We start from the raw sequence: 16,731 nt of genomic DNA on the forward strand, positions 1-16,731 counted from the left end.
TTCGGGAGGGGTCCGGCGGTAACCGCCGGTCGGAGGGGAATGTTCGTGCGTTACCGGTCGCGTTGTCTCGCGGCATTGCTGTCGCTCACCCTGTTCACCGCCGCGTGCGGTGACGATGCCGTCGTGCCCGATCACGGTGACTACGCCCTGGCGCCGGTGCCGGGCGACTACGACGACGCCCCGGATCGGCTGCGCGGATCGCTGGCGGAATCGGTGCGCATCGGCGAGCGGGTGCTCTACGCCGATCTCGTCGACCCCGATCTGACGGTCGGCGACGGTGGCGGCGTCATCGTCGGGGTGGGCGGCGTCTTCGACATGCTCTCCGGTGTGCAGCGTTTCGCGCTGGAACCGTTCGACGTGCTGGCCGGTTTCGGTGCGACCGGCAGCAACGGCCAGCCGGACAACGAGCAGAAAGAGAAGTACCTGTCGATCGCGGTCCTGTCGCTGCCCGACGCGGACCAGGCGATGGCCGCCGCGCAGGCGATGGCCGCGGCCGACTTCGGCGCCAACACCGAGAACGCGCCGCTGCCGCTCCCCGACTTCCCCACGGCGCTGAGCCATTGGCGCCCTGGCGTGCCGACGGTCGGCAGCTGGCTGGTGTGGAAGAACCTGGTGATCCGGGTCTTCGCGAAGGTCATCGATCCGCTGCCCGAGGTACTGGTCGATCTGCTCACCCGCACCTATCGGGCCCAGCTCGCCGAACTCGACAGCTTCGTGCCGACCCCTGCCACCGACCTCGCGGCGGTGAAACTCGACAGCGGTCAGCTGCTGACCCGGATCGTGAAGACCGGCGACTACTGGCCCGACCGGATGGATTTCGCGGTCTACGGGCCCCGGGCCTACGCGCTCATGCTCGACAAGCCGACCACGCGGCTGCGTGAACTGGCCGCGGGCTCGGTCGGCGCGGTCGCGGTGTCGTACAACAAGTTCCTGCATCGCGCCGGTGACGAGCACGCCGCGCGCACCTTCGCGGAGTCGGAGGAGGAACTGCTGCTCGACGCCGATTACACGGCCATGCCGAACGGCGCGGGGATCGCCGGTTTCGCGTGCTACCGCGCGGCACGCCCGAGCCTCGAGGTGATCGAGGCGCGGCGATTCGCCTGCCTGATCCGTCATGACGAGTTCGTCGTTCGCGTGTACAGCAACCAGGAGATCGACGTCCGGCAGCTGGCGGTCGCGCAGTACGCGCTGCTGAGCGGCGCCCGGTGACTACGGGAGGCCAGGCGATGAAGCCTCTGGGTCCGCACGATCCCGCACAGCTGGGCTTGGCATCGGTTGCTGGCGGTGATCGGGCGGGGCGGGATGGGCCAGGTGCTGCTGGGGCAGGTGCCCGACGGCCGGTTGGTCGCGGTGAAGAAGATCCACCGGCAGTTCACCGGCAGCCCGGAGTTCCGGGCCAGATTCCGCCGCGAGGTGCTCGCCTCACAGCAGGTCACCGGTGCCTACACCGCCGGTGTCGTCGATCACGACGCCGACGCCGAAATCCCGTGGCTGGCCTCGGAGTACATCGCCGGTCCCTCGCTGCAGGACATGGTCGCCGAGTTCGGCAGGCTGACGGTCAGCGGGCTGAAGCTGCTGGCCACCGGGCTGGCGATGGCGCTGCTCGAGATCCACCGCACCGGCCTGGTACATCGCGATCTGAAGCCGGGCAACGTGCTGCTCACCAGCGACGGTCCGCGCGTGATCGATTTCGGCATCGCCAGGGCGCTCGAGGACGACGTCACCCTCACCGCGACCGGCACGGTGCTCGGTTCACCCGCCTACATGTCGCCCGAGCAGGCCGAATGTCGTTCGCTCACACCGGCTTCCGATGTATTCGCCGTCGGCGCGATCCTGGCGATGGCCGCCACCGGCGCCAGCCCGTTCGACGCGGCGTCGACCCCGCAGGTCCTCTACAACGTCCTCTACACCGCACCGGACACCCGCGGTATCCCCGAGCCGATCCGCTCGCTGGTCGACGCGTGCCTGGCGAAAGACCCGGCCGCCCGCCCGACGCCGGAGCAGCTGCTCGACGCGGCGAGCGCGATCGAGGCCGAACCGGTCTGGCCGGTCCGCATCCGCAGGCGGATCGGCGAGTGCCAGGCCGAGGCGGCGCGCTGGGCGTCGGGCACGGCCGTGGTCGAGCAGGTGTCCGAAGCCGCGCCGCAGCGGTCGTGGTCGCGGCTGGTCCTGGTCGCCGCGGTGGTGTCGGCGCTGGTGCTCGGCGCGATCACGATGTGGGGGATCGGCGTCGACGGCACCGCGGTGGCGATGGACGACGCGCCGCTGGCGCTGACCGACGCGGAAACGCGCGGGCTCGACATCTGCGAGCTGATGAAGCCGCCGGTGCTGGGCGAAGTGGGCACGGCGGTGGGCGAACTCGTGCCCAACGGGATCTCGGGATGCAGCATCTCCTACCGCGACCAGGCCGGCACCAAGGTGTACTTCACCCTCGAGACGGGTCTGCCGGTCTCCGAGGTCCGCAGAGGCAAGCAGCGGATGGGCACCACCATCAACTGGATGCCGGTCCTGGGCCGCAACAAGGAGGCCCGCATCTGCGACCGGACGGTGATCACCCAGAGCGGCCTGCCGATGGCGCTGACCATGACCGCGCAGCCGCCCGACGGCGACGGCTGCCCGGCGGCCGAGCGCGCGCTTAGCGCGGTGGTGCGGCGGTTGGCTGTCAACCCGCCGCTGCGGGACGACCCGGCGAACTCGGTGCTGCTGCTCGACGCCTGCGCGCTGATCGATGTCGGCGCAGTCCGGGCGGTGACCGGTGACCTGGTACGCAACCGGTTCACCCACGGTTGTGGCGTGACGGGACCCGACGGCTACTTCTCGCTCGACCTCACCGATCGGATCCGGCCGGACAACGTCGCCGGTGCCAAGGTCAAGTCGACCACGACGATCGCCGGTCGCCCGATCTACGTCCAGAACCAGGGTTCGAACTACTGCGAGCTCACCGTCATGATCCGGCCGACCCGAGACGATCAGGCCGAGCAGGTACGCGCGATGTTCCAGTCCTTCCTGCCCCAGCCGCCCGATCTCTGCGGTACCGCCGCCACCCTGTTCGCTCCCGTTCTCGCGAAGTTGCCGACCTCATGACGATTCATCCCCGCGGTCCCGGCGAACCCGACACCATCGGCCGCTACCGGGTGCTCGGTTCCCTCGAATCCACGGCGGGCTTCCGCTCGGTGCTCGCTGCGGGGCCGGACAACGCACTGGTCGTGGTGCAGCAGGCGCAGGCGGAACTCGTCGACGAGCCGGAGTTCCGGGTCAGGCTGCGACACAGCGCCGTTGCCGCCATGCGGGTGTCCGGTCCCGGTAATACGACGGTGATCGATGTCGACGCCGATGCCGAGAAGCCTTGGCTCGCCTCGGTGTTCGTGCCCGGGGTCCGGCTGGACAGCGCCGTCGCCGAGCACGGTCCGCTGCCGGTGCCCGCCGTCCGCGCGCTGGCCGCGGCCCTGGCCGCGGCCCTGCGGACCGTGCACGCCGCGGGGCTGGTGCACCAGCGGCTGCGGTCGGATTCGGTCCTGCTGGCCAGGGACGGTGGGCGGCTCGGCGAAATCGGCATCACCCCCGGGTCCGGAGCGCCGTCGACCGGCTCGGTGACCACGCTGGGCACCCCCGATTACCTGTCGCCCGAACAGGCTCTCGGCCTGACACCCACCCCGGCCGCGGATGTCTTCGCGCTCGGCTCGGTGCTCGCGTTCGCCGCGTCCGGTAACGCGCCGTTCGCCGCGCCGTCGGTGCCGTACACGCTGTTCAACATCACCCAGCGCGAACCCGACCTGAGCCGGGTGCCCGAACAGCTCTTCGAGATGATCGCCGCGTGCCTGCGCAAGGATCCGGCCGCCAGGCCGACGCCCGCCCAGATCCTGGACTACCTCGGTGGCCCGTCGACCGCACCCGCGCCCTGGCCCGCCCCGGTGCTCGACGACATCGGCCGCCAGCAGGATCAGGTCTCGGCCTTGCTCGCCGCGCTGCCGCCCGCCGCCGCACCGGAGCCGGTATCGGCCAGGCCGCTGCCCGAGGTGCTCGCGGGTTTCGGCCGGGCCGCACTCGAAACCGGCGGGCGTGCACTGCGTTCCGGCCAGCAGCGCTGGCACGAAGCGACTCCGCGTATCCGGCGGGGACTGGCGGGCGGGCTGGCCGTGCTACTGCTCGCCCTCGCGGGGATCACGTATGTCGTCACCAGGCCGCAAACGCCACCGGCGCCGGTCACCGGCCTGACGCTCGCCCAGCTGCGGCAGATCGACGCCTGCCCGTGGCTCGCCACCGCCCTCGGTGACGCGGTACCGGTCGCGCCCACCCCGCTGGCCACGAGCTCGTTGAAGCTCCAGCCCTCGATGTCGTGGGGTTGCCGGGCCAGTGGTGGCAAATACACCATCGGCCTGGCGCTCGGTGCGGAAGACGAGTACCTGACGCCGAATGTGACTGTCGTGGAGGGTGTTCCGATCATCGACGGCAGCGCGGCGGCCTGCACGCGGGCGATCGCGAGCCCTGGCGCCGAGCACGAGGCGGGCATCGTCATCACCCTGATGCAGCCGAGCGAGGTGAAGGGGTGCGACGGCATCGATTACGTCGCCGCCAATATCGCCCGCTCCCTCACGGACGCGCCGCGCGCCACGTACCCGGAGTCGTCGCTGGCACTGCTCGACCCGTGCACCCTGCTCGATCGCGACTTCGTGACCGCGAAGATCGGCGAGCTCCCGCCCGAGCCCACCATCGCCGACGCGCACACCTGCCAGTGGGATGCCCGCGTGGAGCTCAGCGTGAAATTGACGCGCACCAGCACGTACACCTCGGGCAAGGAGGTGGTCACGATTTCTGCCGACGGGCTCCAGATGTATGTCGACCAGGGCAATTCGAAGGCGATCTGCACCCGGGCCTACCTCGCGCCGAAGTCCGAGGAGGAAACCGTCGAGGTGTCCGTGCACGGCGGCGACGGCAACCGCGACGAGTACTGCGGGCTCGCCACCCAGGTCCTGCGCCACGTGGTGGACAGGTTGCCCAAGCGCTGAGATCCCCGCCCGAGGCCGGGCGCCGGGGCATACTCGATCCCGGAAACCCACCACGAAAGGGACAGCGATGGACCAGCTCGGGGTAGCGGTAGTCGGGTACGGCCTGGCCGGGTCGGTGTTCCACGCGCCGCTGATCGCGGCCGATCCGCGGTTGCGGGTGGCGGTGGTGGTCACCTCGTCCGAGGAACGGGCGGCGCGGGCGCGGGCCGAGCATCCCGGCGTGCGGGTGCTGCCGAGCACCGACGCGCTGTTCGCCGATCCGGCGGGGATCGACCTGGCGGTGATCGCCACGCCCAATCGCAGCCACGCGCCCTTGGCGCTGCGGGCGCTGGCCGCTGGTCTGCCCGTGGTGGTCGACAAGCCGTTCGCGGTGACATCCACCGAGGCCGACGCCGTGGTGACGGCCGCCGAGGAGGCGGGACTGGCGTTGAGCGTGTTCCAGAATCGCCGCTGGGACAACGACTTCCTGACCGTGCGCGCGCTGCTGGCGGCGGGTGAACTCGGCGAGGTGCGCCGGTTCGAGTCGCGATTCGAACGCTGGCGTCCGGTCACCAGGGGTGGCTGGCGCGAGGTGGGTGACGCCGCCGAAGGCGCGGGCATCCTGTTCGATCTGGGCAGTCACCTGGTCGACCAGGCGCTGACCCTGTTCGGCCCGGTCACCGAGCTCTACGCCGAGATCGACCGCCGCCGCCCCGGCGTCAACGCCGACGACGACGTCTTCCTCGCCCTCACCCACGCCCGCGGAACGCGTTCCCAGCTGTGGATGAGCGCCGTCACCCCGCAGCTGGGGCCACGCCTGCGAGTCCTCGGTTCGATGAACGGCTACACCGTGCACGGCCTCGACCCCCAGGAAGACGACCTGCGCGCCGGCCGCCGCCCCGGCGACGGAAAACCCTGGGGCACAGTCCCACCCGAGAAGTGGGGCACCTTCGGCGCCGGTGACGACCTCCGCCCCCTCCCTACCCGCCCCGGCGACTACCCAGCCTTCTACGCGGGCATGGCCGCGACCCTCCTCGACGGCACCCCGGTCCCCGTCGACCCCCGCGACGCCGTGGAAACCCTCCGCATCCTCGAATACGCCCGCCAGGAAGCAGCCGAGCCCTGATCAGAGCTTGCGCGAGCGCAGTTCGTGGCCCTTGGAGGTCTTGCAGCGGCCCGATTCCAGGTCCCACTGCCAGCCGTGCAGGTTGCAGGTGAGGTTGTTGCCTTCCACCACACCGAATGTGGAGAGGTCGGCCTTGAGGTGGGGGCAGCGGCGCTGGACTTCCCAGCCGTCGAGTTCGGTGACGGCGGAGTCGTCGTGGGCCTCGGAGAACCAGCCGTCGGCGTAGGCGATGCGCTCGTCGGTGAGGCACTTGAAGAAGGTGTAGAGGAACTCGTTGTAGCCGCCGATGCGCCACGCCTGGAAGCGGGTCGACAGAAAGATCGTGTTGACCCAGTCCGGCTCGTTGTCGCGCAGCACGGTGCGGACCAGCTCGGGGGCGATCCGGAAGCCGTAGCGGTAGCGGCCTTCGCCCTCGATCGGCGCGCGGACCGTGCGGTGCGGGAAGTCCAGCACCACGGTCTCGTCGCCGATGACCAGACCGACCGGGTAACCGATGCCGTCGCTGATCAGCGCCGACTGCTTCATGATCGGCTCGAATAGCTCACGCAGCGGCTCGAGCAGCGAGCCCTCGCCGATCTCCCAGGACGCCTTCTCGGCGGCGAGCACCGGTGCGAACCGCTCGGCCATCTCCGCGATGTAGGCGGCCTTGTCGCCGAAGATCCGGTCCGGATCGAAGGGGTGCGCGAGGTCGAGTTCCTTGCCCCGCACGTCAGCGACCGAGCCAGGGATCATCAGGATGCCGCCGGCGTTGCCGTGGATCTCCATCTGCTCGAGGAACACCATCTGGTCGGGGAAGATGTTGCCCTCGTCGCCGCGATCGTCGTTGAGGAAGCGCAGCTCGTCGTCGAGGAACACCGGCGGGCCGGCCGAGGGCACCACCCAGGTCGCGCCGACCTGCTCGATGTAGGAACGGGCGCGGTCCATGCCGCGCTGACGCTTCTGCTTGCCGAAGTTGGCCTTGGTGCGGGCCGGGATGTCGTACACGGCCGGGTACCAGATGGCGCCCGAATACTGCAGCAGATGGACGTCGATGTCGCCGAACGCCTCGTGGATCACGTCCATGTCCACCGGGCGCGCGTCGTTCATGTTGAAACAGGTGGTCTCACCGTCGGAGATGAGAATGCCGGAGTCGCCGATCGGGCCGTCGGCGGGCGCGCGCAGCGCCACGATCATGATGTCGAGCGAACCCTTGGGCCCGGTGACGGTGTGCTTGACCGAGTTCTCGGTCTCGAAGAACTTGGTGAAGCCCAGCGCCTCGAGCTCCCGGCGCAGATCCGGCACCGGGTAGTCGGGGAGCAGGATGGTCGCGTCCTTGTTGACATACTTGCGCAGCAGCGCGGCGTCGAAGTGGTCGCGATGCAGGTGCGAGACATACAGGTAGTCGACATCGCCGAGCGACTCCCAATCGAGCTGGGAGTTGTCCGGGAACGGGAACCACGAGGCGAAATACGCGGGATTGACCCAGGGATCGCACAGGATCGTCCCGGCCGTGGTTCGGATGTGGAAGCCTGCGTGTCCGACGCTGGTGATCTGCACGAGCTGTTTCCTCCTACCAGTATCTGATTCGCCGGATCAGGGGCCCTGCGTGGTTACGCAAGCTGCCGCCTTGGGGCCCTGACTGCTCCGGCGGACCAGCCAACCAGGGTAGTGGCTAAACCGTTACGTCACCGATGCAGTAGCCCTCGGCGGTCGGTACGACGGTGAAAGTCCGCATCCGCGTGCCCCCCGGCGAGGTGGTCACCGGGACATGAACTGCCAGGTAGTCGCCGCGAACCTGGTCGGATCGTAGCTCGTCATCGGCATAGGAGGTGACATTGCCTACTTTGCCCGAGTCGCCGGTCAGCGGGGGTGCTGAGGGGTTGCCGGTGCCCTGGGGGTCCCAGGTGGTGAGGCTTGCCTTGCAGGTCAGCGGATGGGTGGATTCGATGTCGGCCGGATCGAGCGGTTTGCCGGTGGCGCGCGCGAGGTAGCGGCGGACGGTGTGGCGGGCGTCGGCCTCGTCGTAACCGGGCTCGACGCCGGCCGCGAACACCCGGCCGCAGGCGTAACCCGTCGCGACGGCGTCGCGCTCCACGGTGACGGTGGTGCCGCGGTTGCGCCAGGTGACGGTGTCGGCGGTCGCGGTACCGGGCTGTCTCAACGCGGCGAGGATCGACTGCGGGTCGGCGTACATGTCGGTGACCGTGCGCGGCGGGATGGTCCAGCACTTGGCCTGGAGTTCGGCGGGCGTGCTCGTCTGCAGGTCGGCGGCCCAGCGGCGGACCGCGGTCACGGCTTCGGCGTTGCCGGGGACCGCGCCGACCTGCGGCGCGTCGGCGGGCAGCGGGGTGGTGGCCTTGGTCGGCGCGGGTTCGCCGGGGGCGATCGCCTGGGCGGCGGTGGTCGACGGCGGTGCGGTCGTCGTCGCGGTGCTGGTGTCCGCCGGCGCGGGATCGTCGCCGGGGATACCCGAGACCGAATCGCACCCGGCGATCAACGCCACGGTGACGGTGAGTCCCGCGGCCAGCGCGACGGCGCGGTGCGGGCGGGGACGGGGCAGAGCAGGCGGGGTCGGCTGCGCGCGTTCCACTACGACGTTCCTCATTCCTGGGCCGTGGCACGATCTGCGACTACGCTAGCTGAATTGTGGAACCCGTCTACCGGTCGATCATCGGCCTGGCCCGTACCGTCTTCTTCCTCGAAGGTCTGAAGTTCACCGTCAAGGGCGCGGAGAACATCCCCGCGTCCGGTGGTGCCGTGGTGGCGATCAACCACACCGGCTACATGGACTTCACCTACGCGGGACTGCCCGCGCGCACCCCTGGTCGCTACATCAGGTTCATGGCCAAGCAGGAGGTGTTCGACAACCGCGTCTCCGGCCCGATCATGCGCGCCCTCAAGCACATCCCGGTGGACCGCACCGCGGGCGCCGACTCCTACAAGTCGGCGGTGAAATACCTGCGCGCCGGCGAACTGGTCGGCGTCTACCCCGAGGCCACCATCAGCCGCAGCTTCGAGATCAAGGAGTTCAAGTCCGGCGCCGCCCGGATGGCGCTGGAGGCCGACGTCCCGATCATCCCGATCGTCATCTGGGGCGCCCAGCGCGTCTGGACCAAGGGCTTCCCGAAGCGTCTCGGCCGCACCAACACCCCCATCTCGATCGCCGTGGGCGCCCCGATCAAGCCGCACGAACCGGCCGCCGAGCTGACCGCCCAGCTCCGGAGCACGATGCAGGAGATGCTGGCCGACCTGCAGGAATCCTACGAACACGAGCCCGGCGCCTACTGGGTCCCGCGTCGCCTCGGCGGCAGCGCCCCGACCCTGGAGGAGGCCACCGCGCTCGACGACGCCGAGGCCGCCGAGCGCCTCGCCCGCAAGGCGGAGCGGGCCCGCAACGATCCGCCCTCCTGATCGGAGGATCGGTCACCAGGCTCCGAGACGGTAGCCGGACTCGGAGTCTGGTGGCACGCCGCGGATCAGGCGAGCACCTTGCGTTCGGGAATCCGTGCCGCACCCTCAGCCGTCGCGCACAGCGTCACGGTCCCGTCGTCCTCGACGATCTCGATCCGCGCAGTGCACTCGGCGTCCCGCCGGCTGTGGGTCTTCACCACGGCTGTCGTGCGGAGCCGCCCATGGCGAGCCGCGCGCAGATACTTGATGCGCACATCCGTGGTCAGGATGTTCGCGCCCAACACCGTTCCAGCGGCGAAGGTGAGCGCGTTGTCCGCGCAATACGCCAGAACGCCGCCGTGGACGAATCCGAACTGCTGGCGGTGATGGTCGGCGATGTCCAGCTCGAGGATCGCCGCACCGTCTCCGAACGCCGCCAACTCGGCGCCCACCACCTGGTTGAAGGGCTGTGCCGCCAAAACCTGTTGAGCCACAGCCAAGCTGATCTCCGTCACCTGCCACCACCTTTTCTAGGGACTACCCTCTAAAAGAGAAGTAGAGCATAATCTCCAGAACAATGGGAAGACCCGCCACCTATTCCGTCGATGCCCTCGTGGCCGCCGCCGCCGAGTTGTTCGCGGCAGGCGGAGCTCGCGCGCTCACCATGAGCGCCGTCGCCCGCGCGCTCGGTGCGCCGAGTGGCTCCGTCTACCACCGCTTCCCCGATCGGCCCGCTCTGCTGGCCGCGGTCTGGCTGCACACGGTGCGCGACTTCCAGGCCGGCTATCTGCGAACCATCGGCGGTGAGCCGACATCGGCCGCCGCCATTCGAGCCGGCGAGTGGATCGTCGACTGGTGTCGCGAGCGTCCGGCCTCGGCGGCGGTGTTACACGCCGGGGTGCAGGCGTTCGCTCCGGACCTGTGGTCGGCCGAATCGCGTCGGGAGCTGGAATCGCTGCACGACACGCAGGCCGGGGAAATCAAGCGCCTGGTCGGACGTGTTTCGACCGACGCGGGCCTGCCGGCCGAGCAGGCACAGTTCGCGATGTTCGACCTTCCGCTCGCCGTCGTACGTCGGCACCTCATCACCGGGGACGTGCCACCACCGGAAGCCACCGCCCTGGTCAGGGCACTCACGACCGCGATCTTCGACGCGCGGCCCGACAACCCTCGGCCGTGATCGGCCGTGGCCCGGACACCACGGCCACACGTACACCCGCACCGGCCCCACCCCGCAGACCGGCCGCGACCAGGCCGCCGACCTCGCCGAGGTCCGCGGCCGCGCGCCCCGCAGCTACGCCGAGTGGGCCGCCGATCATCGGAGCGCCTTCGCGCGGCCGTGACGAGTCCCGGATCAGTTCATGGTCAGCACCCAGGATCCGTTGCAGCCCTTACGGTTGTTCAGGTTGCCGTCGTAGACCCAGTGGAACACGATCGGCGGGTTGGTCCGCACGCTCCAGCGTCCGGACGGCGAGGTCACCACGCGGTTGTTGCGGGTCAGCACGCCCACGTCGTCGTGGGCGAAGGTCCACTTGCCCTGACTGGTCGGGTAATTCAGCCGCACCGTCACCCGCCCGCCGGTGTGGTTCTGCACCGCCAGGCATGATCCCGGGTTGTTCCGATCGATCGCGTACTCGCCGAACTCGCCCTCGTCGACGTTCTCACCGCTGTCGGTGAACTCCACCGCGTCGGTGAAGTCCGCGTGCGCCGGGCCTGCGCCCATGATGGTCACGGTGGTCGCGGCGACGCCCGCCGCGACCAGTCCCAGAGTCTTCATCCCGTTCCTCTCCAGTGCCGGTGGCGACCACCGGACTGGGAAAGAGCTTTCCCGGCAAGGGATTCCGGAACCTTGGTGAGCGCTTAACGGCGGGGTCAGGCGGGTGCGCGGCTGGGAGCGCGGCTGGTTGTGGCCGTGGCGGTCGTTGTCGGCGGTGTGGTCGTCGCGGGCGGTGGCGCGACCGTGGTCGTCACCGGGGGAGTGGCTCGCCGCACCGGCGCGGTCCGCAGTTGTCCGTGCCGCAGTCCGGGCGGGGCCGGCTCGACCGGCGCGCGATCGCGCCACCGACCTATCTGGCCTGGTCGTCGCTGCTCTGGACCGCCGTCTGCGCGCTGACCCTCGAACCGGCGCCCTGGGTCCTGGCCGAGGCCGCGTCGGTCCTGCCGCTGATCGGTATCCGCCGCGCCCCGCGCTGACCTCACCGCTACCGCTCGTCGGCTGTGCGCACGGATTTCGTTTTTCGCGGCCGACGCGCTAGAGTTCCTTCTCGCACGACGAAGCCCCCGGTGATCCCGGAACGGGCCTCGCACGGCGTGCGGATGTAGCGCAGCTGGTAGCGCATCACCTTGCCAAGGTGAGGGTCGCGAGTTCGAATCTCGTCATCCGCTCCACGAAGAGCCCGGTCGACACTGTCGCACCGGGCTTTTCTCGTTCTCAGCGCCGCATGATCCGCTCGTAGGTCACCGGCGGCAGGTAGTCGCCGATCAGTCTGCGCCGCCACCAGATCCGCTGCCGGAACAGTTCCGTGGGTGAGCTGAAGTGGTACTCGTAGAGCCGGGCGCGCAGGTAGTGCGGCGGCGCGTCGGGGAAGGGGCAGTGCCGCAGCAGGCGCAGGGTGTCGGGGTCGTTGCGGAGCAGGCGCAGGGCCAGCGGCAGCGCCCACCCTCTGGCATAGGCGGGTGACAGCGCGGCGAACCACATCAGCCAGTCCAGGCGCAGGTGGTACGGCGCCCACTGGCGGGGCAGGCAGCGCGGGTCGCCCGGTTTGCCCTTGAACTCGTACTCGCGCCACTGCGTGTCCGCGGTGAGCTCGGTGGCATCGGTGCCCTCGAGCACGATCTCGTGCCGGACCCGGGTGATGTCGCCGAACGCGCCATAGGTGTTGACCAGGTGCAATGGCTCGAACGACGCGTTCATGGCCTGCCGCGACGAGAGCAGGTTGGCGACCGGCTGATAACTCAGCACCACGACCAGCCCGACATAGGCGAACACCGCGCCGGTGAACCACGCCGGTGGCGGCTGCGCCTCGGGCGCGTCGGGCAGCATCGCGTAGAACCGCCCGTCGACCACCGTCGTGGCCAGCAACAGCGTCACCCAGTTCAGCCAGGCGAAATTTCCGGACAGCACCAGCCACAGCTGGGTGACGATGACGATGCCCGCCGCCACGCTCGCCACCGGCTGCGGCGCGAACAACCCGAACGGCACCACCAGCTGCGCGAAGTGATTGGCCGCGACCTCCACCCGGTGCAGTGGTCGCGGCAGATGGTGGAAGAACCAGCTCAGCGGGCCGGGCATCGGCTGGGTCTCGTGGTGGTAGTACAGGCAGGTCAGGTCACGCCAGCAACGGTCGCCGCGCATCTTGATCAGCCCGGCGCCGAACTCCACCCGGAACAGCAGCCAGCGCGCGGCGAACAGCACGAGCAGCGGCGGCGCGACGGTGTCGTTGCCCAGGAAGATCGCCAGAAAACCAGCCTCGAGCAGCAGGGATTCCCAGCCGAAGGCGTACCAGGCCTGCCCGACGTTGACGATCGACAGATACAGCACCCACAGCACGAACCACAGCGCCATCGAGCCCCACAGCGGCACCAGATCGGCGGCCCCCACGGCGACCGCGATCGCCACCACCACCCCTGACCAGGCCACGGCGGCGTAGGCGCGATCCGAATAGTGCAGCTGGAACAGGCTCGGCGCCCGGCGGAACCGGGTCCGCGCCAGGTAGCGCGGCACGGGCAGCATCCCGCGCTCGCCGAGCAGCGCGCGGAATTGCAGTGCGGCGCCGAGGAACGCTAGAGCGTAGATCACCGCCAGGCCACGCTGGAAGATCAGCCTGCCCTGCCAGTACTCCGGCGCCGTGAACCAGTCCATGCACCCGCTCCCGGACGGTCATGCTCCCCTGATTCGATTGTCTACCCGATGGCCGTTCGGCGAAACGCCGACCGTCATTCCGGCAGGTCGAGGCCGGGTCCGGCGTGCACAACGGCGCGCAGGTCGGGCTGGTGCCAGCGGGCGGCGATGCCGGGCAGCACGGTCAGATGGTCCACGATGCGGTCGCTGTCCCACCCGTGTGATTCGCGCAGACCGGCGGCGATCATGGCGACATAGCGGGCCGATGGTCGTCGCAGGTCAACGGTTTCCGGCAGCCAGGGCGCGGTGCAGGTGAGAATCGGTATGCCGTCGAAGGCCCCGGCGCACAGCACGGTCTCGTAGCGGCCGGGTCCGAGCCGTACGGAGCCCTCGGCGAGCACGGGCGCGAGGTCGAAGTCGGCGTTCGGCGTCCGGTGCATCTCCTGGGCGAGGAGATCACCGAACTGGCCGACGGTGAGCAGGTACCCCCGCGCCGCGACACCGGTCGGCCAGCCGGTGGCCGGGCGGTCGGTGTAGAAGGCGACACCGCCGGTCCACACCTGGCTCTGCCAGGCGAAATACCGGCTGCCCGGCAGGGTGAGCGGCGCGATCGCCGCCGGTGGGGTGCGATCGCGGAAGCCCGGATAGCGGTGCGCCGTCCCCGGCGGGGTGCCACCGTCGAGGTAGTAGGCGAACCGCGCGGCGTGCATGTTGGAGCCGTACGCGGCGTACCAGACGTACTGAGCTGTGGTCACGGGCTCACCTCGGGTGGGTCACGGTTTCCTGAGCGGAGGAAACGAATGCGCTTCTACCATCGATTCTTCCTTCGACGGGTCGGGAGGACTCGAGCACCAGCCAGGCGCCCACCGGTTTGCCGTCGTGCGACGACGCCACCGTCGACGCCTCCTTCGGCGTCGGCTGCCAGCTGGCCACCGCGAATGTCATCCCGCCGCAACTGCCCGACTGCGACGACGCGCCCCACCGCAAGGTCGCCGTGCACACCGTCGGCGGCACGTCGGAGTTCCTGTGCAACAGCCAGACCATCTTCTGACCCGCGATCTCACCCGAGACGGGTGGTTCGCCCGCGAAAGGGGCGTCCCGGAAACCCGGATGACGCCCCTCTTCGCGACCGCGCGCTACCGCGCCGTCGACGTGAACCGCCGCAGCCGCAGGCTGTTGCTCACCACGAACACCGAGCTGAACGCCATGGCGGCGCCGGCCAGCATCGGGTTGAGCAGACCCGCCATCGCCAGCGGGATGGCCGCCACGTTGTAGGCGAAGGCCCAGAACAGGTTGCCCTTGATGGTGGCCAGGGTGCGCCGGGACAGGCGGATCGCGTCGGCGGCGGCGCGCAGGTCGCCGCGGACCAGGGTCAGATCGCTGGCCTCGATGGCGACATCGGTGCCGGTGCCCATCGACAGACCGAGGTCGGCCTGGGCCAGGGCGGCCGCGTCGTTGACGCCGTCACCGACCATGGCGACGACCTTGCCCTCGGCCTGCAACCGCTTGACCGTGTCGACCTTGTCCTGCGGCAGCACCTCGGCGATCACCTCGTCGATGCCGACCTCGTCACCAATGGTGCGGGCCGCGCGGGCATTGTCACCGGTGAGCAGGATCGGGGTCAGGCCGAGCGCGCGGAACTGCGAGATGGCCTGTGCCGAGGTCGATTTCACCGCATCGGCGACCACGAGCACGCCGCGCGCCTTACCGTCCCAGCCGACCGCCACCGCGGTCTTACCCGCCGACTCCGCCTCCGCCATGGCGGTTTCCAGCGCCTCGGGCAGCGGCTGCGACCAGTCGGCCAGCAGCCGGGCCCGGCCGACGATCACCGCGTGCCCGTCGACGACGCCCTGCACACCCAGACCCTCGACATTGGCGAAGCCCTCGACCGCCCGCAGCGTGCCGAACTCGTCGCGCGCGCCCTTGGCGATCGCCTGGGCGATCGGGTGCTCCGACGAATCCTCCAGCGCACCGGCCAGTTCCAGTACCCGGCTGCCGACCTCACCCTCGGCGGGGAGCACGTCGAGCAGGGTCATCTTGCCGGTGGTGACGGTGCCGGTCTTGTCCAGCACGATGGTGTCGACCTTGCGGGTCGATTCCAGCACCTCGGGTCCCTTGATCAGGATGCCGAGCTGGGCGCCGCGCCCGGTGCCGACCATCAGCGCGGTCGGGGTGGCCAGGCCGAGGGCGCACGGGCAGGCGATGATCAGCACCGCCACGCCGGCGGTGAAGGCCGCCGCGATCGCGCCGCCGGTGCCGAGCCAGAAGCCGAGGGTGGCCACGGCCAGCGCGATGACGATCGGGACGAAGATGCCGGAGATCTTGTCGGCCAGGCGCTGGGCCTTGGCCTTGCCGGTCTGCGCGTCCTCGACCAGCTGGGCCATCTGGGCCAGCTGGGTGTCGGCGCCGATCCTGGTGGCGCGCACCAGCAGCCGCCCGCCGACGTTGACGGTCGCGCCGGTCACCGCGTCGCCCGCGCCGACCTCGACCGGCACCGATTCGCCGGTCAGCATGGCGGCGTCGACCGCCGAGCTGCCCTCGGTCACCACACCGTCGGTGGCGATCTTCTCGCCGGGCCGCACGATGAACACGTCACCGACGGCCAGCTGCTCCACCGGAATCCGGGTCTCCACGCCGTCGCGCAACACCGCGACATCCTTGGCGCCCAGTTCGAGCAGCGCCTTGAGAGCAGCGCCCGCCCGTCGCTTCGACCGCGCCTCGAAGTAGCGCCCGGCCAGGATGAACGTGGTGACGCCCGCCGCGGCCTCCAGGTAGATGCTGCCGGTGCCGTCCATCCGCGCGATGGTCAACTCGAACGGGTGCTTCATCCCCGGCGTGCCCGCGGTACCCCAGAACAGGGCGTACAGCGACCAGCCGAAGGCGGCGAGCGTGCCGATCGACACCAGCGTGTCCATGGTGGCGGTGCCGTGCTTCAGGTTGGTCCACGCCGCCCGGTGGAAGGGCAGCGCGCCCCACACGACGACCGGCGCGGCCAGCGTGAGCGAGAGCCACTGCCAGTTGGTGAACTGCAGGGCCGGGATCATCGCCATCGCGATGACCGGGACGGTGAGCACCAGCGAGACCAGCAGGCGGGTTCGCAGCGAGGCGGTCGGGTCGGGCTCGGCGGCCTCGTCCGCGGTGGGCTCGGCCTGCTTCGGCGCGGGCAGTGCCGCGGTGTAGCCGGCCTGCTCGACGGTGGCGATCAGCTCCTCCGGGGAGACGTCACCGGTGAAGTCGACCCTGGCCTTCTCGGTCGCGTAGTTGACCGTCGCGGTGACCCCGTCGAGCTTGTTGAGCTTCTTCTCGATCCGGTTCGCGCAGGACGCGCAGGTCATGCCACCGATCACCAGTTCTACCTGGCCGGTGCCCGGTGGTTGCGTCACGGTGGTCATGGGGTGCTCCGTTTCGTT

Annotated in this window: 15 protein-coding genes and 1 tRNA gene; 9 read left to right on the forward strand and 7 right to left on the reverse strand. The window is 69.9% G+C overall.

Annotated elements, in window-relative coordinates; translation table 11 throughout:
• The first annotated feature begins 45 nt into the window (after positions 1-45).
• The 4 genes from NV348_RS16780 (at position 46) to NV348_RS16795 (ending at position 6,111) form a co-directional block, all read left to right on the forward strand.
• Complete coding sequence (locus tag NV348_RS16780; protein ID WP_447147717.1) at positions 46-1,209, forward strand: DUF7373 family lipoprotein; 1,164 nt, start codon at positions 46-48, stop codon at positions 1,207-1,209.
• Between the two features lie 75 nt (positions 1,210-1,284).
• Complete coding sequence (locus tag NV348_RS16785) at positions 1,285-3,084, forward strand: serine/threonine-protein kinase (protein ID WP_447147718.1); 1,800 nt, start codon at positions 1,285-1,287, stop codon at positions 3,082-3,084.
• A complete protein-coding gene (locus NV348_RS16790) occupies positions 3,081-5,006 on the forward strand; it encodes a protein kinase domain-containing protein (RefSeq protein ID WP_447147719.1) in 1,926 nt (641 codons plus the stop codon). The genes NV348_RS16785 and NV348_RS16790 overlap by 4 nt, the downstream gene beginning before the upstream one ends.
• A gap of 67 nt (positions 5,007-5,073) precedes the next feature.
• Positions 5,074-6,111 (forward strand): Gfo/Idh/MocA family protein, encoded by a 1,038-nt coding sequence (locus NV348_RS16795; protein WP_447147720.1) that lies wholly within the window; start codon positions 5,074-5,076, stop codon positions 6,109-6,111.
• Here the strand turns inward: NV348_RS16795 and NV348_RS16800 are convergent, their stop codons facing one another.
• A complete protein-coding gene (locus tag NV348_RS16800; RefSeq protein ID WP_447147721.1) occupies positions 6,112-7,647 on the reverse strand; it encodes a Rieske 2Fe-2S domain-containing protein in 1,536 nt (511 codons plus the stop codon).
• Positions 7,648-7,762: 115 nt separating this feature from the next.
• A complete protein-coding gene (locus NV348_RS16805) occupies positions 7,763-8,695 on the reverse strand; it encodes a hypothetical protein (protein ID WP_447147722.1) in 933 nt (310 codons plus the stop codon).
• A 41-nt stretch (positions 8,696-8,736) separates the two neighbouring features.
• Here NV348_RS16805 and NV348_RS16810 point away from each other — a divergent pair, with 41 nt between their 5' ends.
• Positions 8,737-9,501, forward strand: coding sequence for a lysophospholipid acyltransferase family protein (locus NV348_RS16810; RefSeq protein ID WP_447147723.1), 765 nt, complete (start codon positions 8,737-8,739; stop codon positions 9,499-9,501).
• 65 nt (positions 9,502-9,566) lie between these two features.
• Here the strand turns inward: NV348_RS16810 and NV348_RS16815 are convergent, their stop codons facing one another.
• Positions 9,567-9,995: a PaaI family thioesterase gene (locus NV348_RS16815; RefSeq protein WP_447147724.1), complete on the reverse strand. Its 429-nt coding sequence runs from the start codon at positions 9,993-9,995 to the stop codon at positions 9,567-9,569.
• A gap of 62 nt (positions 9,996-10,057) precedes the next feature.
• On the opposite strand from NV348_RS16815, the gene NV348_RS16820 reads away from it, so the two are divergent.
• Positions 10,058-10,660 carry a TetR/AcrR family transcriptional regulator gene (locus tag NV348_RS16820; protein WP_447147725.1) on the forward strand — a complete coding sequence of 201 codons (603 nt, stop codon included), beginning with the start codon at positions 10,058-10,060 and terminating at the stop codon, positions 10,658-10,660.
• Positions 10,661-10,834: 174 nt separating this feature from the next.
• On the opposite strand, the gene NV348_RS16825 is transcribed toward NV348_RS16820, so the two are convergent.
• On the reverse strand, positions 10,835-11,257 hold the full coding sequence (locus NV348_RS16825; RefSeq protein WP_447147726.1) for a hypothetical protein: 423 nt from the start codon (positions 11,255-11,257) through the stop codon (positions 10,835-10,837).
• Positions 11,258-11,487: 230 nt separating this feature from the next.
• Between NV348_RS16825 and NV348_RS16830 the strand changes: the two genes are divergently transcribed.
• Both NV348_RS16830 and NV348_RS16835 read left to right on the forward strand, forming a co-directional pair.
• Entirely contained in the window at positions 11,488-11,673 is a 186-nt protein-coding gene (locus NV348_RS16830) for a hypothetical protein (RefSeq protein ID WP_447147727.1), read from the forward strand.
• Positions 11,674-11,792: 119 nt separating this feature from the next.
• Positions 11,793-11,868 (forward strand) — tRNA-Gly (locus NV348_RS16835).
• Positions 11,869-11,911: 43 nt separating this feature from the next.
• Here NV348_RS16835 and NV348_RS16840 read toward each other — a convergent pair.
• Complete coding sequence (locus NV348_RS16840) at positions 11,912-13,342, reverse strand: lipase maturation factor family protein (RefSeq protein ID WP_447147728.1); 1,431 nt, start codon at positions 13,340-13,342, stop codon at positions 11,912-11,914.
• Positions 13,343-13,416: 74 nt separating this feature from the next.
• On the reverse strand, positions 13,417-14,076 hold the full coding sequence (locus NV348_RS16845; RefSeq protein ID WP_447147729.1) for a histone deacetylase: 660 nt from the start codon (positions 14,074-14,076) through the stop codon (positions 13,417-13,419).
• 116 nt (positions 14,077-14,192) lie between these two features.
• Between NV348_RS16845 and NV348_RS16850 the strand changes: the two genes are divergently transcribed.
• Positions 14,193-14,372, forward strand: coding sequence for a hypothetical protein (locus tag NV348_RS16850; RefSeq protein ID WP_447147730.1), 180 nt, complete (start codon positions 14,193-14,195; stop codon positions 14,370-14,372).
• 85 nt (positions 14,373-14,457) lie between these two features.
• On the opposite strand, the gene NV348_RS16855 is transcribed toward NV348_RS16850, so the two are convergent.
• Positions 14,458-16,713, reverse strand: coding sequence for a heavy metal translocating P-type ATPase (locus NV348_RS16855; RefSeq protein WP_447147731.1), 2,256 nt, complete (start codon positions 16,711-16,713; stop codon positions 14,458-14,460).
• Positions 16,714-16,731 lie beyond the last annotated feature (18 nt).

The sequence above is a fragment of the Nocardia fodinahabitans genome (assembly GCF_052983615.1).